Annotated in this window: 20 protein-coding genes; 7 read left to right on the top strand and 13 right to left on the bottom strand. The window is 33.1% G+C overall.

From position 1 onward, the window contains the following. Positions 1-311: 311 nt before the first annotated feature. The 7 genes from secA to QZZ51_RS03215 all read right to left on the bottom strand — a co-directional run bounded on the left by secA (position 312) and on the right by QZZ51_RS03215 (position 8,599). On the bottom strand, positions 312-3,668 hold the full coding sequence (gene secA, locus QZZ51_RS03245; protein WP_291865827.1) for a preprotein translocase subunit SecA: 3,357 nt from the start codon (positions 3,666-3,668) through the stop codon (positions 312-314). 224 nt (positions 3,669-3,892) lie between these two features. Next, positions 3,893-4,117 (bottom strand): DUF2795 domain-containing protein, encoded by a 225-nt coding sequence (locus QZZ51_RS03240; protein WP_013994285.1) that lies wholly within the window; start codon positions 4,115-4,117, stop codon positions 3,893-3,895. A gap of 135 nt (positions 4,118-4,252) precedes the next feature. Next, complete coding sequence (locus QZZ51_RS03235) at positions 4,253-4,828, bottom strand: cob(I)yrinic acid a,c-diamide adenosyltransferase (RefSeq protein WP_291865787.1); 576 nt, start codon at positions 4,826-4,828, stop codon at positions 4,253-4,255. A gap of 36 nt (positions 4,829-4,864) precedes the next feature. Beyond that, positions 4,865-5,011, bottom strand: coding sequence for a hypothetical protein (locus tag QZZ51_RS03230; RefSeq protein ID WP_291865784.1), 147 nt, complete (start codon positions 5,009-5,011; stop codon positions 4,865-4,867). 30 nt (positions 5,012-5,041) lie between these two features. After that, a complete protein-coding gene (locus QZZ51_RS03225) occupies positions 5,042-5,536 on the bottom strand; it encodes a hypothetical protein (RefSeq protein ID WP_291865781.1) in 495 nt (164 codons plus the stop codon). A gap of 8 nt (positions 5,537-5,544) precedes the next feature. Continuing rightward, entirely contained in the window at positions 5,545-7,425 is a 1,881-nt protein-coding gene (locus QZZ51_RS03220; protein ID WP_291865779.1) for an ABC-F family ATP-binding cassette domain-containing protein, read from the bottom strand. A 16-nt stretch (positions 7,426-7,441) separates the two neighbouring features. After that, the gene (locus tag QZZ51_RS03215) at positions 7,442-8,599 is read right to left on the bottom strand and encodes a DUF4105 domain-containing protein (RefSeq protein WP_291865776.1); all 1,158 of its coding nucleotides are present in this window, start codon (positions 8,597-8,599) and stop codon (positions 7,442-7,444) included. A gap of 126 nt (positions 8,600-8,725) precedes the next feature. Here QZZ51_RS03215 and QZZ51_RS03210 point away from each other — a divergent pair, with 126 nt between their 5' ends. The 3 genes from QZZ51_RS03210 to rlmF all read left to right on the top strand — a co-directional run bounded on the left by QZZ51_RS03210 (position 8,726) and on the right by rlmF (position 11,533). Then, a complete protein-coding gene (locus QZZ51_RS03210; protein ID WP_291865773.1) occupies positions 8,726-9,481 on the top strand; it encodes a CDP-alcohol phosphatidyltransferase family protein in 756 nt (251 codons plus the stop codon). A 12-nt stretch (positions 9,482-9,493) separates the two neighbouring features. After that, the gene (locus tag QZZ51_RS03205; protein WP_291865772.1) at positions 9,494-10,483 is read left to right on the top strand and encodes a serine/threonine dehydratase; all 990 of its coding nucleotides are present in this window, start codon (positions 9,494-9,496) and stop codon (positions 10,481-10,483) included. 69 nt (positions 10,484-10,552) lie between these two features. After that, the gene (gene rlmF / locus QZZ51_RS03200) at positions 10,553-11,533 is read left to right on the top strand and encodes a 23S rRNA (adenine(1618)-N(6))-methyltransferase RlmF (protein WP_291865769.1); all 981 of its coding nucleotides are present in this window, start codon (positions 10,553-10,555) and stop codon (positions 11,531-11,533) included. Here the strand turns inward: rlmF and lptB are convergent. From lptB to QZZ51_RS03185, 3 genes are all read right to left on the bottom strand, one after another. Next, the gene (gene lptB, locus QZZ51_RS03195) at positions 11,530-12,270 is read right to left on the bottom strand and encodes an LPS export ABC transporter ATP-binding protein (protein ID WP_291865766.1); all 741 of its coding nucleotides are present in this window, start codon (positions 12,268-12,270) and stop codon (positions 11,530-11,532) included. The genes rlmF and lptB overlap by 4 nt on opposite strands. 76 nt (positions 12,271-12,346) lie before the next feature. Further along, positions 12,347-13,189: a twin-arginine translocase subunit TatC gene (gene tatC / locus QZZ51_RS03190; RefSeq protein WP_291865763.1), complete on the bottom strand. Its 843-nt coding sequence runs from the start codon at positions 13,187-13,189 to the stop codon at positions 12,347-12,349. After that, entirely contained in the window at positions 13,189-14,154 is a 966-nt protein-coding gene (locus QZZ51_RS03185) for a KpsF/GutQ family sugar-phosphate isomerase (protein ID WP_291865762.1), read from the bottom strand. The genes tatC and QZZ51_RS03185 overlap by 1 nt, the downstream gene beginning before the upstream one ends. A gap of 201 nt (positions 14,155-14,355) precedes the next feature. Here QZZ51_RS03185 and recQ point away from each other — a divergent pair, with 201 nt between their 5' ends. After that, positions 14,356-16,554 (top strand): DNA helicase RecQ, encoded by a 2,199-nt coding sequence (recQ, locus tag QZZ51_RS03180; RefSeq protein WP_291865843.1) that lies wholly within the window; start codon positions 14,356-14,358, stop codon positions 16,552-16,554. Between the two features lie 141 nt (positions 16,555-16,695). On the opposite strand, the gene QZZ51_RS03175 is transcribed toward recQ, so the two are convergent. From QZZ51_RS03175 to QZZ51_RS03165, 3 genes are all read right to left on the bottom strand, one after another. Then, entirely contained in the window at positions 16,696-18,015 is a 1,320-nt protein-coding gene (locus tag QZZ51_RS03175) for a carboxypeptidase-like regulatory domain-containing protein (RefSeq protein ID WP_291865760.1), read from the bottom strand. 160 nt (positions 18,016-18,175) lie between these two features. After that, on the bottom strand, positions 18,176-18,916 hold the full coding sequence (rluF, locus tag QZZ51_RS03170) for a 23S rRNA pseudouridine(2604) synthase RluF (RefSeq protein ID WP_291865758.1): 741 nt from the start codon (positions 18,914-18,916) through the stop codon (positions 18,176-18,178). A gap of 158 nt (positions 18,917-19,074) precedes the next feature. After that, entirely contained in the window at positions 19,075-19,317 is a 243-nt protein-coding gene (locus QZZ51_RS03165; protein WP_291865756.1) for a hypothetical protein, read from the bottom strand. Between the two features lie 129 nt (positions 19,318-19,446). Here QZZ51_RS03165 and QZZ51_RS03160 point away from each other — a divergent pair, with 129 nt between their 5' ends. The 3 genes from QZZ51_RS03160 to QZZ51_RS03150 are packed head-to-tail and all read left to right on the top strand — an operon-like array spanning position 19,447 to position 22,736. Continuing rightward, positions 19,447-20,340: a peptidyl-prolyl cis-trans isomerase gene (locus QZZ51_RS03160; RefSeq protein WP_291865755.1), complete on the top strand. Its 894-nt coding sequence runs from the start codon at positions 19,447-19,449 to the stop codon at positions 20,338-20,340. Beyond that, entirely contained in the window at positions 20,324-21,778 is a 1,455-nt protein-coding gene (locus tag QZZ51_RS03155; RefSeq protein ID WP_291865753.1) for a peptidylprolyl isomerase, read from the top strand. Before QZZ51_RS03160 ends, QZZ51_RS03155 begins: the two co-directional genes overlap by 17 nt. Before the next feature lie 4 nt (positions 21,779-21,782). Next, positions 21,783-22,736, top strand: coding sequence for a MoxR family ATPase (locus QZZ51_RS03150; protein WP_291865750.1), 954 nt, complete (start codon positions 21,783-21,785; stop codon positions 22,734-22,736). The last annotated feature ends 32 nt before the right edge of the window (positions 22,737-22,768 follow it).

Genomic DNA, 22,768 nt, shown 5'->3' with positions numbered 1-22,768 from the left:
GTGAATTAATTAGTCATTCTAAATATAAGAATAATAAAGAAAAAAACAGTTTTATGAACAAGGAAATGGGGATTGGGTAATAGATGCTATTTATTGATGAGTTTCTTGGGGTTTATAATATTATTAAAATTATACTAAAATCAGCAATGCTTAGATAGATTGTAAATTTTTATGTTTCAAATTAATATTTGCTTCCATTCAATGAAACATATGATACTTTAAAATAAGAATTACAGCAACCAGAATAAATGACAATAAAAAAAGGCAACCATTTTGGTTGCCTTTAAATATGGTATTAAAATTATATTCTACTATTCAGTTAAAACCCATTCTCCTTTATCAAGTAATGGTTCTGCTTGTTTGTACTTTACAGTTTTACTTTCCCCAGACATAACATTTTTGATAGTTACTTTATCATTTCTTCCAATTTTTGGACGTTCTCTTGTAATGGTTTCTGTAATTGCCGGTCTTTGTCCTTGTGTTTGTCCTGCAGTTCTATTTTGAGCGGCTAATTCATCGCTATTAGGAATTTCTTCTTTACTAGTTTGCAAGTTTTCTTTAGGTCTTCTTGCGCTGGCTGCTTCTTGAATGTTAGTATTCTCTGAAGGTAGTTCCCCTTTGAACAAGAAAGAAACAATTTCTTTATTAACTTTATCAATCATATCTTTAAAAAGCTCAAATGCTTCAAATTTATAAATTAATAAAGGGTCTTTTTGTTCGTGCACAGCTAATTGAACAGATTGCTTAAGTTCGTCCATTTTACGTAAATGGGTTTTCCAAGAATCATCAATTATAGCTAAGGATATATTTTTTTCAAAATCTGTAACTAATTGCTTTCCGTTACTCTCATAAGCATCTTGTAGATTAGTAACTACGTTAAGACTTTTAATGCCATCTGTAAATGGAACTACAATACGTTCAAACTTATTAGCTTGATCTTCATAAACTTGTTTAATTACTGGAAAAGCTGTAGTAGCATTACGTTCCATTTTTTCCTTGTAATACGCATAAGCTTCTTTGTAGATTATTCCGGCAATTTCTTGCACAGATAATTTTTCAAAGTCAGCTTCGGAAACAGGGGAGGTTATAGAGAAATACTTAATAAGCTCAAATTCAAAATTCTTATAATCACTAGCTCCTTTATTAGTCTCTGTAATTACTTCACAAGTATCATATACCATATTGGCAATATCTACCTTAAGCCTTTCTCCTTGTAGTGCGTGTCTTCTTCTTTTATAAACAACCTCTCTTTGGGCGTTCATAACATCATCATACTCTAACAAACGCTTACGAACACCAAAGTTGTTTTCTTCTACTTTTTTCTGCGCTCGTTCAATAGACTTGGTCATCATGCTATGCTGAATAACTTCACCATCTTCTAAGCCCATTTTATCCATCATCTTAGCTACTCTATCCGAGCCAAATAAGCGCATTAGGTTATCTTCTAGAGAGACATAGAATTGAGAGCTTCCTGGGTCTCCTTGACGCCCAGAACGACCTCTTAATTGTCTGTCTACCCTTCTAGAATCGTGTCTTTCTGTACCAACAATTGCTAAACCACCTGAAGTTTTAACAGCATCGGAAAGTTTAATATCGGTACCACGACCAGCCATGTTTGTTGCAATAGTTACTACGCCAGGGTTACCTGCCTCTGCAACAACATCTGCTTCTTTCTTATGTAATTTTGCGTTCAATACATTGTGTGGCACCTTACGTATGGCTAACATACGGGAAAGTAATTCGGATATTTCTACCGAAGTGGTTCCTATTAAAACAGGTCTGCCAGATTGAGATAGTTTGGTAACTTCATCAATAATGGCATTGTATTTTTCGCGTTTTGTTTTGTAAATTAAATCGTTACGGTCATCACGGGCAATTGGTCTGTTGGTTGGTATTTCCATAACATCCAACTTGTAAATTTCCCATAATTCCCCTGCTTCTGTAATAGCAGTACCTGTCATACCAGATAGTTTGCTATACATTCTAAAGTAATTTTGTAAAGTAACGGTTGCAAAGGTTTGCGTAAGAGCTTCAATTTTTACACTCTCTTTAGCTTCAATCGCTTGGTGTAGACCGTCTGAATATCTTCGGCCATCCATAATACGGCCCGTTTGCTCATCCACAATCATAACTTTGTTATCCATTACTACATACTCTACATCTTTCTCAAAAAGAGTGTAGGCTTTAAGTAATTGACTCATGGTATGGATACGTTCGCTTTTTACAGTAAAGTCTTTAAATAACTCATCTTTAAGCTCCGCTTCTTTTTCTATTTCAAGATTTTGATTTTCTATCTTGGCAATCTCTCCACCAATATCTGGCATTACAAAAAAGTCTCTATCTTGATCTCCAGAAATATACTCCACCCCTTTATCGGTAAGTTCAATCTGGTTATTCTTTTCATCAATAACAAACAAAAGTTCCTCATCTACTTTAGGCATCTCTCTATTGTTATCTTGCATGTAGAAGTTTTCTGTTTTTTGCAACAGTTGTTTTATTCCTTCTTCACTCAAAAACTTAATTAAGGCTTTGTTTTTAGGTAAACCTCTATGTACTCTTAATAAAAGAAAACCACCTTCTTTGGTTTCACCTTCAGAAATATGTTTTTTTGCTTCGGCAAAAACACCTGTAAGATATTGACGTTGTTTTTGAACAATCTCTGCAACTCTTGGTTTTAATTCGTTGAATTCATGACGATCTCCTTCTGGTACTGGTCCAGAAATAATTAACGGTGTACGTGCATCATCCACCAAAACAGAATCGACTTCATCTACAATAGAGTAGTTATGTGGGCGTTGCACAAGATCTTTTGGCGTGTGTGCCATATTATCCCTTAAGTAATCGAACCCAAATTCATTGTTTGTACCATACGTAATATCTGCATGGTAAGCAGCTCTACGTCCTTCTGAATTTGGTTTGTGGTAATCTATACAATCTACAGAAAGCCCGTGGAATTGAAATATTGGAGCCATCCAAGCGCTATCTCTTTTTGCTAGATAATCATTAACCGTAACTAAATGTGTTCCATTACCAGTTAAAGCATTAAGATATAATGGTAATGTTGCTACTAAGGTTTTACCTTCCCCAGTATGCATTTCCGCAATTTTTCCTTGATGTAATGCTATACCACCAATTAATTGAACATCATAATGAACCATGTCCCATGTAACATCTTTGCCAGCGGCATTCCAAGAGTTCTGCCAGATAGCTTTATCACCATCTAAAACAACATATTCTTTTTCTCCAGAAAGTTGTCTGTCATATTCAGAAGCAGAAACAGGAATAGTTTCATTGTTAGCAAAACGTTTGGCAGTTTCTTTAACTACCGCAAAGGCTTCTGGTAATATATCATTTAAAGTTTTTTCCGAAATTTGATATGCTTCTTCTTTTAGTTTATCAATTTCGGCATAGATATCTTCGTTCTTGTCAATATCCGTAGAAGAATGTACTTCTTCGGTAAGAGCATCAATCTTGTTCGTTATCTCGGAACAGTTTTCCTTTATTTTGTTTTTAAACTCTATAGTTTTGGCTCTAAGCTCATCATGGCTTAAATTTTCTATAGCCGTTTCAAAAGATTTTATTTGTTTTACTAATGGCTGTAATTCTTTTACATCTTTTTCTGACTTGTCACCAACAAAAACCTTTAGTATTGAATTTATAAAACTCATAATTCTTCTTCTATTTAGATTGTAAACCTTTTAAAAAAAACTATTCAAAGTAATGGTTTAACAATTATAATTTAAGGTTAATACTTCTGTTTTAACCGTATAACTTTATAACAAAAGCTATTCCAGTTTACCTTTCTGTAGATAATGCACTACAAGGCTGACAAAATTACATAAAAAAAAAGCCTCCGAGGAGACTTTTTTACAGCAATTGTTATAATATTTTATTAATATTCATCCTCATTCCAGAGGTAATCTTCTTCGGTAGGATAATCTGGCCAAATTTCTTCGATAGACTCGTAAATCTCTCCACCTTCTTCTTCCATTGATTGTAAATTTTCTACAACTTCTAACGGTGCTCCCGTTCTAATAGAGTAATCGATCAACTCATCTTTGGTAGCCGGCCATGGTGCATCACTTAAATAAGATGCTAGTTCTAATGTCCAATACATGTTAATAATGTGTTTTAAATTTTTGCAAAAATAATTTTAAAATATAAATAGCCAAGGTTTTTTGAAAGTATTTACACGAATTTATCAACAAAATTCCTGTGCTAATATTTTGATAACGAAGAAATAACGAATTTATTAGCCTTTTTTCTCAGGTATCCATTTAATTTCTTCGGCTTTAAGGTCAAAGGACAACTTCCGTGCCAATACAAATAGGTAGTCAGATAATCTATTGATATATGACAGAACATTAGGGTCTGTAGGCTCATTTTCGTTTAAAAAAGAAATCATACGTTCTGCTCTTCTGCAAATGGTACGTGCAATATGACAGTATGACACGGTTGTGTGCCCTCCAGGAAGAATAAAATGAGTCATTTGCGGCAGGTTTGCTTCCATGGCATCCATATTATCTTCTAAAAAAGTAATATCTGCATCTTCGATTTTTGGAATAGAGAGACGCTCCTTCCCATTTTTAAGAACTGCTTTTTCTGGATCCGTAGCTAAAATTGCTCCGACCGTAAATAGTTTGTCTTGTAAAAGAGTCAACGTTTTTTTTGATATAGCGTCTATTTCCTGATCGCGAATAAGCCCTATCCATGAATTTAATTCGTCTATAGTTCCGTAAGCATCTAATCTAATATGGTGTTTGGGTACTCGTGTGCCGCCAAAAAGGGCTGATGTTCCCTTGTCACCAGTCTTAGTGTATATTTTCATAGGTATTTGTTTAATGAGGGTAATGCATAAAATGCGTTAATCTTGTTTTTTATTTTTTCTATTATAATCGCTCATAAATTTTTTAGACTTTCTGTCTTTTGATCTTTGACGATTTCTCATAGAAATGAATAGATACACAGCAGCTACGCCTCCTAAAATATAAAACATGGTGTTGTCTTCCATAATATTTCAATTTATTTTAAAATTACGCTTTTAGTACCTAATTTTAAAATGTTCTTTTTCTTGTTCTTGGCGGAAAAAAAGTATTCCGCAATAAAATAAATCGATACTAACTGTAACTTCTTCTAACGCTATAATTTTATCCCATAGAGAGGTAGATTCTTTACTGTTATGAATATTGTTGATGAAGACCCAAGAGGTGTTTTTTATTTCCTTTTTCTGGAAAGTTTTACTCCACATACTACAATCGTTCATATAAATGGCATCGTATACTTGGGCGTCTGTTTTTAAGTTATTAAATCGTTTTTTTATTTGATTTTTATAAAATTGACTTTTTGGGTCTATTTTTAGATTTTCACTTTTAAAATAGTCTAGAGTTTTTAAAAGTATTTCTATACTTTTTACGGATGTAATTTTCTCTTTGGAATATAAGCACTTAGTAACATAAGAGTACACAAAAGGGGAATGTACACCATGCTGGTTGGTGGCTTTTAATAAAAATCGGATATGAGAAATAAAAGAATACAAATTTTAAATTAGCTTTCTAACATTGCCGAAATCTCAAACCAGCGTTCTGTTTTGGTTTCAATTGCAGTATTTATTTCTTGTAATTTTTTAGAGAGCTCGGCGATTTCATCTCCAGAAAGTTCTGGGTTAGTAAATTCATTTTGAGCTTTTGTTTTTTTGTTTTCTAGTTTTTGTATTTCTCTTTCTATTTGGTTGTATTCTTTTTGCTCCGCATAAGGTAGTTTACTTGCTTTGCTTTCCTTTTTCCATGAGTTTTTAGAACCAGAATTTGCATTGGAGTTCTCTTTTTTCTCCCTTTTTTCTATAACCTTACTATCCTCATAGGCTCTGTAATCGGAATAATTACCAGGAAAATTCTCCACAACTGCATTGCCTCTAAAAACAAATAAATGGTCTACAATCTTGTCCATAAAATACCTGTCATGGGATACTACCATTAGGCATCCAGGGAAATCTAATAAAAAACTTTCTAATACATTTAGAGTAACAATATCTAAATCATTAGTAGGTTCATCTAATATTAGGAAATTAGGATTTTGTATTAAAATGGTACATAAATAGAGACGCTTTTTTTCGCCACCACTTAGTTTGTCAACAAAATCATATTGTTTCTTTCGGTCAAAAAGAAAGCGCTCTAAAAGTTGTTGTGCTGAAATTTGTCTTCCTTTAGTAAGAGGAATATAATCGCCAAAATCACGAATAACATCAATAACTTTTTGACCTTGTTTAATGTCAATTCCTTTTTGGGTATAATATCCAAATTTAATGGTGTCCCCAATAATTACTTTTCCGCTATCTGGTTCCCCTTTTCCGGCAATTATATTTAGAAAAGTAGATTTTCCAGTACCATTTTTTCCTATTATCCCAACACGTTCCCCTTTGGTAAAACTATAATCGAATTGGTCTAAAATAGGTTTGCCAGGAAAAGCCTTAGAGATTTTACGAAGCTCAATAATTTTACTTCCCATTCGGGTCATATTAATCTCTAACTGAACCTCATGTTCTTTTCTTCTATTACTGGCTTTTTCTTTTATGGCATGAAAATCGTCTATTCTAGATTTAGACTTAGTGGTTCTTGCTTTTGGTTGTTTTCGCATCCAATCTAATTCTTTTTTAAACAAAAGTTTAGATTTATGATGTTCTACGGATTCTTGCTCAATACGGGCTTCTTTCTTTTCTAAATAATAAGAGTAATTTCCTTTGTAAGGGTAAAGATTTCCGCCATCTAATTCTATAATTTCATTACACACACGTTCTAAAAAATAACGGTCGTGAGTTACCATAAAAAGGGTCATGTTTTCTTTAGCAAAATATTGCTCTAGCCATTCTATCATCTCTAAATCTAGATGATTGGTAGGTTCATCTAATATTAATAAATCTGGCTTGTTAATTAACGCATCAGCTAAAGCTAATCTTTTCTTTTGTCCACCAGATAATAAGCCTACTTTAACACTTAGGTCTTCTAGTTTTAGCTTAGATAATATTTGCTTGTATTGTGTCTCAAAATCCCAGGCGTTAAAACGGTCCATGGCTTCAAAGGCTTTTTGGTACGCATCTTCTTCCTCTGGGTTGTTTAAGGCTTTTTCATAAGCACGAATTACTTTTAAGACTTCGTTGTCCGAAGCAAAAATAGTTTCTTCTACGGTTAGCTCTGGATCCATTTTGGGTTCTTGTTCCAAAAAAGAAACACGAGTACCTTTGCGGTAATTTACCTGCCCGCTATCCGGACCTTCGGCTCCTGAAAGGATATTTAAAATAGAAGTTTTTCCGCTCCCATTTTTAGCAATTAGAGCAATTTTTTGGTCTTTATTAATACCAAAAGAAAGGTCTTTAAAAAGAACAAGTTCGCCAAAAGATTTGGCAATATTTTCAACCGTGAGTAAATTCATTTTTGTTAACTAAATTTTAGTCGTTTCTACGTCTTAAATGAAATAATAAATACAGATATCTTATTACTAGTGAAAGTAAAACAAAGACAATAATAATGGAAAATATCTGAATTTTTGCGGCCCAAATAAAAAGCGAAATTAAGATTAATGAGAGTAAAGTAATTAAGTATATTTTAACCCAATTAGGAAGGTTGTTTTTTCTGAATACAAAAGCAACATATAAATTAAAAGGGAAAGCCCAGAGAATATTAAAATTCCAAGCAGTAGCATTGTGATCGGTTCCTAGCCAAAGAAAAAGAATTAATATTCCTGCAATTCCTGTTGAAAAGAATATTATGAAGTCTAACCATTTTGTTCTTTTATTTGTGCTATAATCTTTTATTGTAAGTGCTGTTACAAGAATAAAGAATAGGCCAAACCAAAAAAAAGGACTCAGTATAAATACATTGGTTTTTTCTTTTTCTTTAGTTTTTAAAATCATTTCTGTTTTAGAAACCAAAGGTGTGTTGTCTTTTTTAGAAGTATGTTCTAGTTGATGGTATACATAGATAGGTAAAAATTGATATTCTTCGGGAGCAGCTTTTTTGTCAATAACAGAACCAAGAGCCAAATCTATACCGAAAGTAGACCATTCATTAGTTTCTAAAGATATGTGTATTAGCTCTCTAAAGCTCGATTGGTTTTTTAAATGATTGTAAGATGGTTTTAGGTTTTCTCCTACAACTTTTTTTAGTACATCTGGAATTTTTGTTGCACAATTATCAAACAAAAAATCATATTTGTAATATTTGTTTTCTGGCAGTAAATTGTTTTCTAAAAATTGAAGGAGTGCATTTTTTTCTTTCAGATTAAGATTTAGCATTTGCTCTTTTACCCACCTATTCTCAATTTTATAACTGTACATAAAATTATCAAAAGAATGCCTTGCTAATCTATAGGGTAATTTTCCGGTAGTAAACTTTAAATAAAAGTTTGGAGCATTAAAATCGAACATACCGTAATTATAGGTAACGTCAATCCCTAAAGTAGGGTCTTGTATGCGGAAAGCACTGTGCCCAAACTTAGAGCTCAACTCTTCCTCAGTACCTATGGTTAGGACACTAATTTTGGATAAAGGCGATAGTTCAATTTTCTTTTGAGCATTATTAACAATGCTAAAAAAAAGAGCAAACAAGAAAAATGTTTTTTTAATAAACATGTTAGAGGGAAAAGTTAGTATTTTGCAAATATCTGAATAATTTAGCTACAAATCTTATTCCTGAAAAAATGTCTTATTTTTACATAAATACAATAGAAGAAAATGAAAAGACATATTCCTAATTTAATAACCTTGCTAAATTTATTTTGTGGCTGTGTCGCAGTTATTTTTGCAGTACTTAATCAATTAGAAATAGCCGCTTTATTTGTTTTTCTAGGAATTGTTTTTGATTTTTTTGATGGTTTTGCAGCAAGAATTTTAAACGCACAAAGCCCTGTAGGTTTGCAGTTAGATTCTCTGGCAGATATGATTACCAGCGGTTTAGTTCCTGGTATTGTAATGTTCCAATTGTTGGGAATGTCTATGACAGGAGGATGGAATGTAGATTTATCTTCGCAAGCTGCCAACGATACCTTTTGGGTTGGCTTAAAAGTAGCACCGCTACCTTTCTTTGGTTTTTTAATTACACTGGCTTCTGGTTATAGATTAGCTAAGTTTAATGTAGATGAAGATCAGCAATCTTCTTTCGTAGGTTTACCAACGCCTGCCAATACATTATTAATACTGTCATTACCGCTTATTTTGTTATATCATAATAACGATATGCTTAATAATGTAATTCTTAATCAATGGTTTTTAATCGGGATGACGTTACTTAGTGCGTATCTCTTAAATGCTAAAATTGGTCTTTTTGCCTTAAAATTTAAAACTTGGGATTTTAAAGATAATGCCTTACGATACATATTTATAATAGTTTGTCTTGTACTTATTGCAACTATGAAGTTTATGGCAATACCAGCTATTATTGGTTTTTATATACTAAGTTCTGTAGTTTCTAACTTCAGCAACAGGGATTAAACAATATAGCAAATGAAGACTTTACAATTACAGGATATTCTTGATGCTAAGAGTAGAATTAGCCCTTTTATAAATACTACTCCAATTGTTAGTTCTTCCATATTAAATGATTGGCTAGGACATGATATTTATTTTAAAGCCGAAGGATTACAAAAAGTAGGTGCTTTTAAAGCTCGTGGCGCATGTAATACTATTGCATGGTTGATTGAGAATAACAAAAAGCCAAAACATATTGTAGCAAATAGTTCGGGAAATCATTCGCAAGCAGTTGCTTGGGCGGCCAAAATGTTTCAAATTCCTGCAACTATTTATATGCCAGAATATGCTTCCAAAATAAAAATACAAGCAACTAGGTCTTATGGAGCAACAGTTGTTTTGTGTAAGACCAGAGACATAGTGGATGCGCAGGTAGCCGAAGCATCAGCAAAGGAGGGGGTTTATTGGATTCCACCATATAACCACGAACAAGTTATCTCTGGACAAGGAACAGCCGTTTATGAGGCTATTACCGAAATAGGTGATGTAGATGCAATTGTTGCTCCTTGTGGAGGCGGAGGTCTATTGTCTGGTTCTGTGATTGCAGCAAAAGGATTGTTGCCAAATGTTAAGGTGATAGGAGCGGAGCCTAAAAATGCAAATGATGCTTCTTTGTCTTTGCAGAAAAATGAAATACAACGATTAGGAGCCAAACCAAATACACTTGCCGATGGTGCTATGACGATGTCCGTTGGTGCGTTAACTTTTGAATACTTAAAAAGATTAGATGCTTTCTTTGAAATAACGGAAGAGGAAATAGTCTATTGGACCCAATGGTTAACACATTTGTTAAAACTTAGAATAGAGCCTACCAGCGCAATGAGTATGGAAGCAGCTAAACAATGGTTGCAAAAGCAGCAAACAAAAAAGAAAGTTTTAATAGTACTCTCTGGAGGAAATATAGATCAAGAAACTACATTGAAAATTTGGGAAAAAGATTATTTGTTGAAAAACCCTAGTATGTAACTCTTTTTAAAAGTTTCAGGGTCTCGTTTTAATATTAGTAATTAACTTGCGCCTTTTAATAAATCACCCATGTCCGGAAAGAAAAGAGAACATCCTAAAGAAAAGTCTAAATTACATTCTAGAAGTAAGCATAGAGGTCGTTATGATTTTAAGACTTTAATTTCTGCTTGTCCAGATTTAGAGCCCTTTGTAGCATTAAATGCGTATGATGATTTATCGATAGATTTCTTTAATCCAGAAGCTGTGAAAATGTTAAATACAGCTTTGTTGAAATTTCATTATAATCTTGATTTCTGGGATGTGCCATCTAATTATTTATGCCCTCCAATTCCTGGAAGGGCAGACTATATACATAATGTAGCGGATGTTTTATATAGAAATAATCCAGAAATGCTGGATGGAAGAATCAAGAAAAATGCGCATATAAGATGTTTAGATATTGGTGTTGGTGCTAATTGTATATATCCAATTATAGGAGCAACAGACTATGGTTGGAATTTTGTTGGTTCAGAAATAGATGAAAAAGCAATAGAAGCTGCAAATAATATTATATCAAAAAACGCAGATTTAACAGGGAAGGTAGAACTTCGTCTGCAAGAAAGTTCTAGAGACTTTTTTAAAGGAATAGTAAAAGAGGGAGAGTTGTTTGATTTGACTATTTGTAACCCACCATTCCATGCCTCATTAGAAGATGCGCAAAGAGGAACTAGGCGTAAGATTAAAAATTTAAAAGGAGAAAAAGCAAAGACTACTTTAAATTTTGGAGGTCAGTCTAGCGAATTGTGGTGCGAAGGAGGAGAGGTAAAGTTTATAAAAGACATGATTTACCAAAGTAGGCAATACCAAGATTCTTGTTTGTGGTTTTCTACTTTAGTGTCTAAAGAATCTAATCTGCCTGGTATTTATAAGCTATTAGAACGGGTAGAAGCCAAGGAAGTAGGTACCTTACCTATGGGGCAAGGTAATAAAATTAGTAGAGTTGTAATTTGGACTTTTATGTCTAAAGCAAAACAACAAGATTGGATAAAAGAAAAATGGAAAATAGACTAAAAGTCTAACTTCTTTTTACGCAATTCAAAATTTTGTCCCAGGTAAACTTTACGCACCATTTCATCTGCAGCTAAATCTTCTGGAGCTCCGGATTTTAATATGCCACCTTCAAACATAAGGTAAGAACGTTCTGTAATTGCAAGTGTTTCTTGTACGTTATGATCTGTAATTAAGATACCAATATTTTTGTCTTTTAAATGGGCAACAATACGCTGTATATCTTCTACTGCAACTGGATCTACACCTGCAAAAGGCTCATCTAGTAAAATAAATTTAGGGTCTGTGGCTAATGCTCTCGCTATTTCTGTACGGCGACGTTCACCACCTGAAAGTAAATCTCCACGGCTCTTTCTAATATGACCTAAGCTAAACTCATCTATCAGCGACTCCATTTTCATGAGTTGTTCTTTTTTACTCAGCTTGGTTAGTTGTAGCACACTTAGTATGTTTTTTTCAATAGTCAGTTTTCTGAAAACAGAAGCTTCTTGTGCTAAGTAACCAATCCCATTTTGTGCCCTCTTGTACATAGGGAAATTGGTTATTTCCATATCGTCTAAGTAGATTTTTCCGCTATTAGGTTTTACCAAACCTACGATCATGTAAAAAGAAGTAGTTTTTCCTGCTCCATTAGGGCCAAGAAGCCCAACAATCTCTCCTTGGTTTACTTCTAAAGAAATACCTTTAACTACTTGTCTGCCACGATAGGCTTTCATTATATTCTCTGCTCTAAGCTTCATACTTTCAAATCTAATTCTATTTGGTTAGCAACAAAAGAAATTATGTAATTTTTAACCAAATACAATGCTATACTAGTTAATTGGTTTTTAAATTCTTTTTAGCCTTTTTTGCTTCTTTTCTCATTACATAAGAAGATATGTGTATGCTTACTTGATACAATATTAAAACAGGAACAGCAACTATAACTTGGCTAGCAACATCTGGAGGGGTAATTATTGCAGATAAAATAAGAACTATAACAAGGGCTATTTTTCTATACTTGCGCATTATTTCTGGAGTTACGAGGCCAATTTTGGTTAAAAAGTATATAATTATAGGTAGTTCAAAAAGAATACCACAAGCAATTACAGAAGATCTTACTGTAGCTATAAAGGAACTTAAATCGAATTCATTTAATACCTCTTCACTTACTTGGTAGGTGCCTAAAAAGTTAATAGATAAAGGCGTTACAATATAATAACCGAATAATACCCCAAGGAAAAATAAAAAAGAAGCAATGAATATAAATCCTTTGGAGTTTCTGCGTTCTTTCTCATATAAACCTGGACTAATGAATTTCCACATTTCATATAATATATATGGAAATCCTACTATAAACCCAGCCCAAATAGAGGTCCAAATATGGGCGGAAAATTGCCCAGACATTAATCTACTTTGTATGGTAAAAGGTAATTTGTCTGCACAAAAGTCAGAATCGAATCCTAAATAAGTTGCAATATCGCAAAATAGGCGATAAGTAGGAAAATCCATTTTTTTTGGTCCAAAGATGACTGTGTCAAAAACAAATCCTCGCATTAAAAAGGCGATACTGCCAATAATTACAATGGCTAATGTGCTTCTAATGAGGTGCCAACGTAATTCTTCTAAATGGTCAAGAAATGACATTTCTTGCCTAGGGCTAGTTTCTGTTTTACTCATTATAAAATGCCTTCATTTATTAAATTATGTAAATGTACAATACCTTGGTAAGTATTGTCTTTTATTGCTAACAATTGCGATATTCCTCTATTTTGCATTTCTTGTAAAGCTTTTACGGCTAAGACGTCTGTTTCAATAGTTTTAGGGTTGGCAGACATAATATCTTTGGCGGTTAGTCCTTTTATATTATCATACTTATTAAGCATTCTACGAATATCCCCATCTGTAACAATACCGACTACTTTAGAGTTTTCTATAACAGCTGTAACCCCTAGCATTTTTTCTGAAATTTCTACAATAACTTCTTTTACGTCCGAGTCTGCGCTTACTTGTGGTTTTTCATTTTTATTTGCAATATCAGCAACTCTTAGGTATAATCTTTTTCCTAGTGCTCCTCCTGGATGGTATTTTGCAAAATCGGTACTGCTGAATCCTTTTAATTCTAATAAGCATGTTGCTAAAGCATCTCCCATTACTAATTGTGCAGTAGTGCTTGTTGTAGGGGCTAAATTATTTGGACAGGCTTCTTTTTCTACATAGGTGTTTAAAATAAAATCGGCTTGTTTGGCTAAAAAAGAATCTGTGTTCCCTGTCATTCCAATTAGTTTGTTGTTACCTCTTTTTATTAAAGGAACAAGAACTTTTATTTCTGGAGTATTACCACTTTTAGAGATACAAATTACCACATCGTTATCTTGGATTGTTCCTAAATCGCCATGAATAGCATCTGCAGCATGCATAAAAATTGCAGGTGTTCCTGTAGAGTTAAAGGTGGCTACAATCTTATTTGCAATAATGGCACTTTTGCCAATACCAGTGACTATAACTCTACCTTTAGAGTCAATAATTGTGTTTATAGCACTAGCGAAATCGGAATTTAATAACGAAGTTAAATTTCCAATAGCTTTGCTTTCAAGGTTTATCGTTTTTTTTGCAAGGGCGATTATAGCGTCTGTATTACTCAATGTATTGTATGATTATGGGTTGAATTCCTAAAAGAATGTCTTATCTTTAAGATTACAAAATTAAGCAAACTTAATTTTATACGATATTTTATAAAATAGAAATTAACTTAGCATTCGGATTATAACTTGGAATTAGGTTTATATTTTATTAAATTGATATTCTAAAGTTCGAAGAATATAGTAAAAATGGCAATAAGTGAAATGAGTTTGAGTAGTGATGATTTACACGTAGCATTAAAAAAACACTTTGGTTTTTCCCAATTTAAGGGGCTGCAAGAAGAAGTTATTAAGAAAATTCTAGAGGGTAAAAATGCTTTTGTTATTATGCCAACAGGTGGAGGTAAATCCATGTGCTATCAATTGCCGGCATTAATGCAAGAAGGAACAGCAATAGTGGTGTCTCCATTAATTGCCCTGATGAAAAATCAAGTAGATGCTATAAGAGGAGTTTCATCCGAATACGGTATTGCACATGTTTTAAATTCATCACTGAACAAAACAGAAATAAAACAAGTAAAAGAAGATATTGTTAATGGAGTTACAAAGTTATTGTACGTAGCGCCAGAATCTTTAACAAAAGATGAATACGTTGATTTTCTTAATTCTGTGAAAATTTCTTTTGTAGCAGTCGATGAGGCTCATTGTATATCGGAGTGGGGTCATGATTTTAGACCAGAATATAGAAACTTGCGAAGTATTGTAAGTCGGTTAGGAGAAAATATCCCAATTATTGGACTTACAGCAACGGCAACTCCTAAAGTACAAGAAGATATTATCAAAAACTTAGGTATTACTGGAGCGCAATTATTTAAAGCATCTTTTAATAGACCTAACTTGTTTTACGAAGTCCGTACAAAGACAGCAAATGTCGATGCAGATATAATTCGTTTTGTAAAACAAAATGCAGGAAAATCTGGAATTATTTATTGTTTAAGTAGAAAAAGAGTAGAGGCGTTAGCGCAAGTTTTACAAGTTAATGGAATTAGTGCTGTGCCTTACCATGCTGGTTTTGATGCAAAAACTAGATCCAAGTATCAAGACATGTTCTTGATGGAAGATGTGGATATTGTGGTGGCTACAATCGCTTTTGGAATGGGAATCGATAAGCCAGATGTTCGGTATGTTATTCATAATGATATTCCTAAAAGTATAGAGAGTTACTATCAAGAAACAGGACGTGCAGGAAGAGATGGGGGAGAAGGTCATTGTTTAGCTTTTTACTCATATAAAGATGTAGAGAAACTAGAAAAATTTATGTCTGGTAAGCCTGTTGCGGAACAAGAAATTGGAAATGCTCTTTTGCAAGAAGTAGTGGCTTACGCCGAGACGTCCATGTCTAGGCGAAAATTTATGTTGCATTATTTTGGAGAATCTTTTGATGGTGTTAATGGGGATGGGGCTAATATGGATGATAATGCTCGTAACCCTAAAGATAGGAAGGAAGCCAAAGAGAATGTAATAAAGCTAATAAGTGTTGTGCATGGAACAGCAGAGAAGTTTAAAGCAAAGGAAGTAGTAAAAACAATTATAGGAGAAGTAAATGCTTTAATATCTTCACACAAAACCAATGAAAAACCATTTTTTGGGATTGGTAAAGATAAAGATACGGGTTATTGGATGGCTTTAATTAGGCAAATCCTTGTTGCAGGTTATCTTAAAAAAGAAATTGAGCAATATGGAGTGCTAAAGGTTACTCCAGAAGGGAAAGCTTACTTGGAGACTCCAGAGTCTTTTATGATGACAATGGATCATGTTTATAATCAAAAAAGCGATGAAGCTATTGTAAGTGCCTCCAAAGTAGCAGGGGTGTCCGATGAAAAATTATTAAAACAACTTAAGGATTTAAGAAAGGCTCAAGCAGATAAGCTTAGTGTGCCTCCTTTTGTAGTTTTTCAAGACCCATCCTTGGCCGATATGGCATTGAAGTATCCTATTAGCATGGAGGAAATGCTTAATATTCATGGAGTTGGTGAAGGGAAAGCTAAAAAATACGGAAAACCTTTTATTCAATTAATAGCAGATTACGTAGAAGAGAATGATATTACCCGTCCAGATGATTTGATTGTAAAGAGTACGGGAGCTAATTCTGCTTTAAAACTTTATATAATTCAAAATGTAGATCGTAAGTTGTCTTTAAATGATATTGCTTCAGCAAAAGGTATAGAGCTTCCAGATTTAATAAAAGAAATGGAACAGATTGTTTTTAGTGGCACAAAACTTAATTTAGGATATTGGATAGACGAAATTCTGGATGAAGACCAGCAAGAAGAAATACATGATTATTTTCTAGAAGCAGAAACAGATGATTTAGGGGAAGCAAGTAAAGAATTTGATGGGGATTATGAAGATGAAGAACTTCGTTTGTATAGATTAAAATTTATAAGTGAGGTTGCTAATTAACCTCCTTTGAGGATAAAAAAGAGAGCCGAAACTTAGTTGTTTCGGCTCTCTTTTTTTTATAAGTATATGTGTGTTGTTTCATCTAGTTAGGGGTAACTAATCTATGTGGTTTTATTATAGGTTATCCACTTTTGTATTGTTTTAAGGTTTAGAGGGGTCTCTTTTATTTTTGGAGCGTTTTAGCTGTCGTTGAATTTTTTTAATTGCAGATTCAATAGATTTTTCGGGTTCTATAATATTGTATTCTCCCCAGAAATCAGGATCAGAGAACCCTATAGCTTCCTCACTTAAAATTAGAGTGGTTTTTATTCTTTCTTTAGCCTTGGGTATAGAGTTTGTATCGCTTTTCTCCCAATCTGTTACAGCCATTTCGCATGTCATGCTATAAACGGAATTAAATAGTTTTTTGTCCCAATCTATTTTAAACTCAAGTAAAACATTGCTGTATCCGTAATACCATTTATTGTTTTTTTCTCTATAATCTACTCTATAAGCAATTTCAGAAGGCCATACTTTTGCATTTCTTGGTTTTTTACGAACATACATTCTGGCCGCTTCCTCTTTATTGGTAATGTTTAAGGAGTATATGGCGCTAGTTAATATTTTATTTGTCTCATCTATATATAATTTACCTTTATACATAGGTCTATGTATATTAGGTCTTTGCTTAAAGTTTATAACATAGATAAGTTTGTTATTTATTCTAGTAGAACTATCAAAGCTAAATATATAATCGTTCAGAGATTCTTTGCTAAAAATATACTCTGGATACTTCATAATATCTACGTATAAAGCGTTAAAAGGACCTCCTTGTAACTTTAATGCAACGGTGTCTATTTTGTTATAGTCTGTGCTTTTTCTAGTTTTATACAGTTGTATAACATCCTTTCGGTTAGAGGAGTATGGTGTTTTGTAAATATTTACAACTGCCTCTGAAAGAGAAATGTTCTTTCTTCTTTTTTTTATGGTTTCTCTGTAAAAGGCTGTCATTAGGGTTGGGGTGTCAAAATAGTTCTCCCCTTTTTTGGCAAGGGTTTCCCTAACTAAGGCTTCAGCACTTTTTGGTGCACTAATATTTATTTCGGAAAGTTCTGTTACAGAAACGCTTAAATATATTTTTATTTTTTTTTCTTTGAATTGGGATAGGGGAATAAGCTTTGTTTTGTATCCTAGAAATGAAATAGAAACATTGGAGCCTTTCTTTTCTTTTGGTATTTTTAGAGAAAATTGACCTTCGGTATTGGTAACTGTAGTTATGTTAGATTCTTGTATAGCTAAAGTTGCGAAGATTAATGGTTTTTTAGAAGTTTCATCTAAAACTTCTCCTCTATACTCAATAAAATCAACTTTTTGTTCTTGAAAAGCTAATACGTTAAAAGAGCTAAGTACAGTAAATAATGTAAGGATTAACGCTAATTTAAATTTGTGTTTCTTGGTAATATTCACAGCTAAAGGTTTCATTGTACATAAATTAGTAAGCAATAGTTGAAAAGTTAAAGCATGCTTGTGGTTTACTTACTAAGTTAATGATTTTTAGATGGATGAGTGTTAAAATTTATCAAAAAAGATAATGTAGAGTGTCTTGGTGTTTTTTGAAAATAGTCTATTTGTTTTTCTTTCTCTAAAAAGAATCATCATGTGTTTTTGCGGAAGCAGAAACTAGACGATTTATTTCTTTAAGTTCTGCGGGAGAAATATCTCTCCATTGCCCAACAGGAATGTCTAATGAAATATTCATAATCCGTGTTCTTTTTAGCTTTTTAACATCGTAGCCAAGGTACTCGCACATACGTCTAATTTGACGATTTAGACCTTGTGTTAGTATAATTTTAAACTGATATTTACTTATTTCCTCCACATCACATTCGCGAGTTACCGTATCTAATATTGGAACACCATTACGCATTTGCGTTAAGAAATTAGAAGTTATAGGTCTACCTACAGTTACAATATACTCTTTCTCATGGTGGTTTCTTGCTCGTAGAATTTTGTTTACAATGTCGCCATCGTTAGTTAAGAAAATTAGGCCTTCACTGGGTTTATCTAATCTTCCAATAGGGAAAATTCTCTTAGGGTAATTTATGTATTCAATTATATTATCTTTCTCTACATTGGTGTCTGTAGTGCAAACAATTCCTATAGGCTTGTTAAAAGCAATATAAACTGGTTTTTCTTTTGGTTCAGAAATGAGTTCTCCGTCTACTTTTACTTCATCTCCTTCGGTGATTTTTGTTCCCATCTCAGGAATTTTCCCGTTTATGGTAACTCTTCCTTGATCGATTAATTTATCGGCAGCCCTTCTAGAGCAAAAACCAACTTCACTTAAATACTTATTTATACGTGTTTTTTTAGGCTCTGTCATGTATTACTAAAGTAAAGAATTTTAAAATAAATTTATATCGGTGCGCGAATATCGGAATCTTATATAAATTGAGTTTTATAAATCAGCTTTTTCTTTTTTTGTAGAATCACTAACATTAATGAAAGAGGTGTTGGTGTGGTACATTGGTTTAAGGAAAACTAGCTTGTGTATATCTCTCCTCTGTGTGGCTTTAAAGCATCTCTAACAGCAATCATATTAGTTTCTTCAACTACCATATAAGCTATGCTGTGCATATCATTAATTTGTGTAAAACCTGTATTGTTTAGCTCTATACCTTCTATGGTAATATATTCTTTTAGGTGAATTTCATGATGCTCCGCAGTTTTATAAGCTGCAGGCCCTCGAAAATCCCAAATTAATTTTATTTTTTTATTTGCCATATACACTTAGAATTGGTTTTGTGTTTTCTAAAGCGCCTAAAGTAGTAATTCTAATTAGATGTCCCCAAAATTGTGTTAAGGAAAGCTGTTAATTCTTGCTAAACGTTATCTTATTACTATTTTTGCAAAATGTTTGTATTAAAGAAAAATCTAAGATTACTTAAAAAGGTTTGCTTTTTAGCGGTATTTCTGTTCATTTTTATTTCTTGTGGATCCTATCTTAATAAAGAAGAAGAAGGAAACCCATTGGCTAGAGTTGGTAAGTCCTATTTATATATAGATGCAGTTGCTCCTTTTTTAGGAGAAGGAATATCTTCCACTGATAGTGCTGCAATTATTACGAATTACATAAATAATTGGGCGTCCAAACAATTATTGTTATCCAAAGCAAAGATTAATCTATCCGAAGAAAAACTTACAGAATACGATACTCTTGTTTCTAACTATAGAACGGATTTATATACTAGAGCTTATAAAGAAGCATTAGTACAACAGGGGAGCGATTCTGTAGTGAGTGAGGCGCAATTACAAGATTTTTATGAGCGAGAGAAGGATAATTTTAAATTAAAAGAAAGAATTGTAAGACTTCGTTTTGTAGAGATACCAAAGCAATTTTTAAATAAAAAGGCGATAATTGAGAGTCTTAAAAGCTTTGATGGAGAGGATATAAAATTTTTGGATTCTATATCAGTACAATTTAGAAAGCTAAATTTTAATGATTCTATTTGGGTTTCCTCTTCGCGAGTAATACAAGAAATAGCTCCTTTAACAATTGAGAATCAGGATAGATACTTAAAAAAATCACAATTTTTTGAATTGGAGGATTCATTAGGGGTATATTTGGGAAAAATTGCAGAGGTTAAAGAGGTAAATACTATCGCACCTCTTTCATTTGTTAAATCTAGTATAACCCAAGTATTACTTAGTCGAAGAAAACTAGACTATGTAAGAAAGTTAGAAACAGAGATAATTGATGAAGCTATTAAAGAAAAAGAATTTGAAGTTTATGTTCAAGATGAATAAGTTAGTACTACTATTAGTTTTATGTGTTTTTTCGTACACGGCTAAAGCACAAGAAACCACTCAAGAAATTCCAGACACACAAATAGAGCCACAAGAGCCGTCTATTGAAGAAACAAAGTTAACGGAAGTTGATTCGGTTGAGAACTTTGAAAAAGTGAAATTAGATGGAATCTCTGCTGTTGTAGGTGATTATGTGATATTAGAATCTGATATCGAAAAAACGCTAATAGATTTAAAGAGTCAAGGAGCATCTACACAAGATATTACAAAATGTAGTCTTCTGGGGAAATTAATGGAAGATCGTTTGTATGCACACCAGGCTGTTCAGGATAGTATTTTAGTATCTGATGATGAGGTGAATGCAACAGGGGACAGACAATTACAGTCCTTGGTTCAGCAGATTGGATCTATGGAAAAGGTTTTAAAGTACTATAAAAAGGAAAGTGAAGCTAATTTTAGAGAAGAGCTATATAAAATTAATAAACTACGTATGCTTTCTGAGAAGATGCAAAATAGTATTGTATCTGGAATAGAAATTACACCAGAAGAAGTAAGGCAATTTTTTAATAAAATTCCAGAGGACGAAAGGCCTGTTTTTGGAGCAGAAATGGAAATAGCACAAATAGTAAAATCTCCAAAGCCTTCAGAGGAAGAAAAACAGAAAGTTATAGATAAGTTAAACGGAATAAAGGCAGATGTAGAGGATAATGATGCTAGTTTTAATGTAAAGGCAATTCTTTATTCTCAAGACCCAGGTTCTAAATCTAAAGGAGGATTTTACAGTATCACCAAGGAAACAGGTTTTGATAAAACATTTAAGGATGTAGCTTTTAGTTTGCAAGAAGGAGAAGTGTCAGAGCCTTTTGAAACACAATTTGGGTATCATATTATTTTTATTGAAAAAATTAGAGGACAAGAGTTAGATTTAAGACATATACTAATTCAGCCAGAAATATCAGATAAAGCTTTAGAAGAGGCAAAATCAGAGTTAGATAGTATTCGTACTAAAATAAATAATGGAAAATTTACATTTGCAGAAGCAGCTCTTAATTTTTCAGATGAAAAAGAAACAAAATTTGATGGTGGCTTATTAAGGAACCCTACCAATTTTGATTCTCGCTTTGAGCTTACTAAAATGGACCCTTCTTTATATAATCAAGTGCGTAATTTAAAAGATAATGAAATATCTTTTCCTATAGTAGAAGAGGACCAACGTGGAGGGCCTCCAAAATATAAGATTTTAAAGGTAACGAATAGGTATGATGAACATGTAGCAGATTTTGCTAAGGATTATATTAAAATTCAAAAATTAGCACTTACCGAGAAGCAGTTTGGAGCAATAAAAGAATGGATGGCAGAGCACATAAAAGATACTTATATCAGTGTTAATGATTCTAAAAAAGACTGTGATTTTTCCAATAATTGGGTAAAAGAATAATTGCATGTCAGATGTTACTGCGATACAGAATCTCGTAAATAAACATAAATCTTTAAAGAAAGAGATAGGTAAAATAATAATTGGTCAGGAAGAGGTTATCGACCAAATTTTACTGTCTATTTATACAGGAGGGCATTCTTTACTTATAGGGGTTCCTGGTTTAGCAAAAACCTTAATGGTGAATACCATAGCCCAGACTTTAGGATTAAATTTTAAACGTATTCAGTTTACACCAGATTTAATGCCAAGCGATATATTAGGAAGCGAGGTTTTAGATCAAAACAGAAACTTTAAATTTATTAAAGGTCCTATTTTTTCTAATATTATTTTAGCGGATGAGATAAATAGAACACCGCCAAAAACCCAAGCCGCATTATTAGAGGCAATGCAAGAAAGAGCAGTTACTATTGCAGGCGTGCAACATAAGTTAGATTTGCCGTATTTTGTATTGGCTACACAGAACCCAATTGAACAAGAAGGTACCTACCCTTTACCAGAAGCACAATTAGATCGCTTTATGTTTGCTATAGAGTTAAAGTACCCTTCTGTCGAAGAAGAAGTGCAGGTAGTAAAGAGTACAACTTCAGATAATTCAGTTACGGTTAATGCATTGTTTAATGCAAAGGAGATAATGGAGGTGCAACACTTAGTTCGTAGAATCCCTGTGCCAGATAATGTGGTAGAATATGCGGTGAAACTAGTAAGTAGTACAAGACCTAATATAGAAGGAGCTTCAGATTATGTACAACAATATTTAGATTGGGGAGCAGGGCCTAGAGCATCTCAAAATCTTGTTTTGGCGGCGAAAGCGCACGCCGCAATTAATGGGAAATTTTCACCAGACATAGAAAATGTCAAGGCTGTTTCTATGGGGATTTTAAGACATAGAATTATAAAAAACTACAAAGCTGAAGCCGAAAATATCTCAGAAGAAGACATTATTAAGCAATTATGGTAGTTTTTATACCTTGATTCAAACGTTTTCGCTGC

This window comes from Maribacter sp. (genome assembly GCF_016744255.1).
Lineage (GTDB): Bacteria > Bacteroidota > Bacteroidia > Flavobacteriales > Flavobacteriaceae > Maribacter_B.
The sequence above is the reverse complement of the archived record's forward strand: the minus strand, read 5'-3'. Positions and strand labels throughout refer to the sequence as shown.

Coding starts and splice junctions, on each gene's coding strand:
- QZZ51_RS03240 (WP_013994285.1), bottom strand. CDS start 4,117: ATGTATTGGACATTAGAACTAGCATCTTATTTAAGTGATGCACCATGG.
- QZZ51_RS03155 (WP_291865753.1), top strand. CDS start 20,324: ATGTTCAAGATGAATAAGTTAGTACTACTATTAGTTTTATGTGTTTTT.
- secA (WP_291865827.1), bottom strand. CDS start 3,668: ATGAGTTTTATAAATTCAATACTAAAGGTTTTTGTTGGTGACAAGTCA.
- rlmF (WP_291865769.1), top strand. CDS start 10,553: ATGTCCGGAAAGAAAAGAGAACATCCTAAAGAAAAGTCTAAATTACAT.
- QZZ51_RS03220 (WP_291865779.1), bottom strand. CDS start 7,425: ATGAATTTACTCACGGTTGAAAATATTGCCAAATCTTTTGGCGAACTT.
- QZZ51_RS03210 (WP_291865773.1), top strand. CDS start 8,726: ATGAAAAGACATATTCCTAATTTAATAACCTTGCTAAATTTATTTTGT.
- QZZ51_RS03175 (WP_291865760.1), bottom strand. CDS start 18,015: ATGAAACCTTTAGCTGTGAATATTACCAAGAAACACAAATTTAAATTA.
- lptB (WP_291865766.1), bottom strand. CDS start 12,270: ATGAAGCTTAGAGCAGAGAATATAATGAAAGCCTATCGTGGCAGACAA.
- QZZ51_RS03150 (WP_291865750.1), top strand. CDS start 21,783: ATGTCAGATGTTACTGCGATACAGAATCTCGTAAATAAACATAAATCT.
- QZZ51_RS03160 (WP_291865755.1), top strand. CDS start 19,447: ATGTTTGTATTAAAGAAAAATCTAAGATTACTTAAAAAGGTTTGCTTT.
- QZZ51_RS03165 (WP_291865756.1), bottom strand. CDS start 19,317: ATGGCAAATAAAAAAATAAAATTAATTTGGGATTTTCGAGGGCCTGCA.
- tatC (WP_291865763.1), bottom strand. CDS start 13,189: ATGAGTAAAACAGAAACTAGCCCTAGGCAAGAAATGTCATTTCTTGAC.
- QZZ51_RS03235 (WP_291865787.1), bottom strand. CDS start 4,828: ATGAAAATATACACTAAGACTGGTGACAAGGGAACATCAGCCCTTTTT.
- recQ (WP_291865843.1), top strand. CDS start 14,356: ATGAGTTTGAGTAGTGATGATTTACACGTAGCATTAAAAAAACACTTT.
- QZZ51_RS03205 (WP_291865772.1), top strand. CDS start 9,494: ATGAAGACTTTACAATTACAGGATATTCTTGATGCTAAGAGTAGAATT.
- rluF (WP_291865758.1), bottom strand. CDS start 18,916: ATGACAGAGCCTAAAAAAACACGTATAAATAAGTATTTAAGTGAAGTT.
- QZZ51_RS03230 (WP_291865784.1), bottom strand. CDS start 5,011: ATGGAAGACAACACCATGTTTTATATTTTAGGAGGCGTAGCTGCTGTG.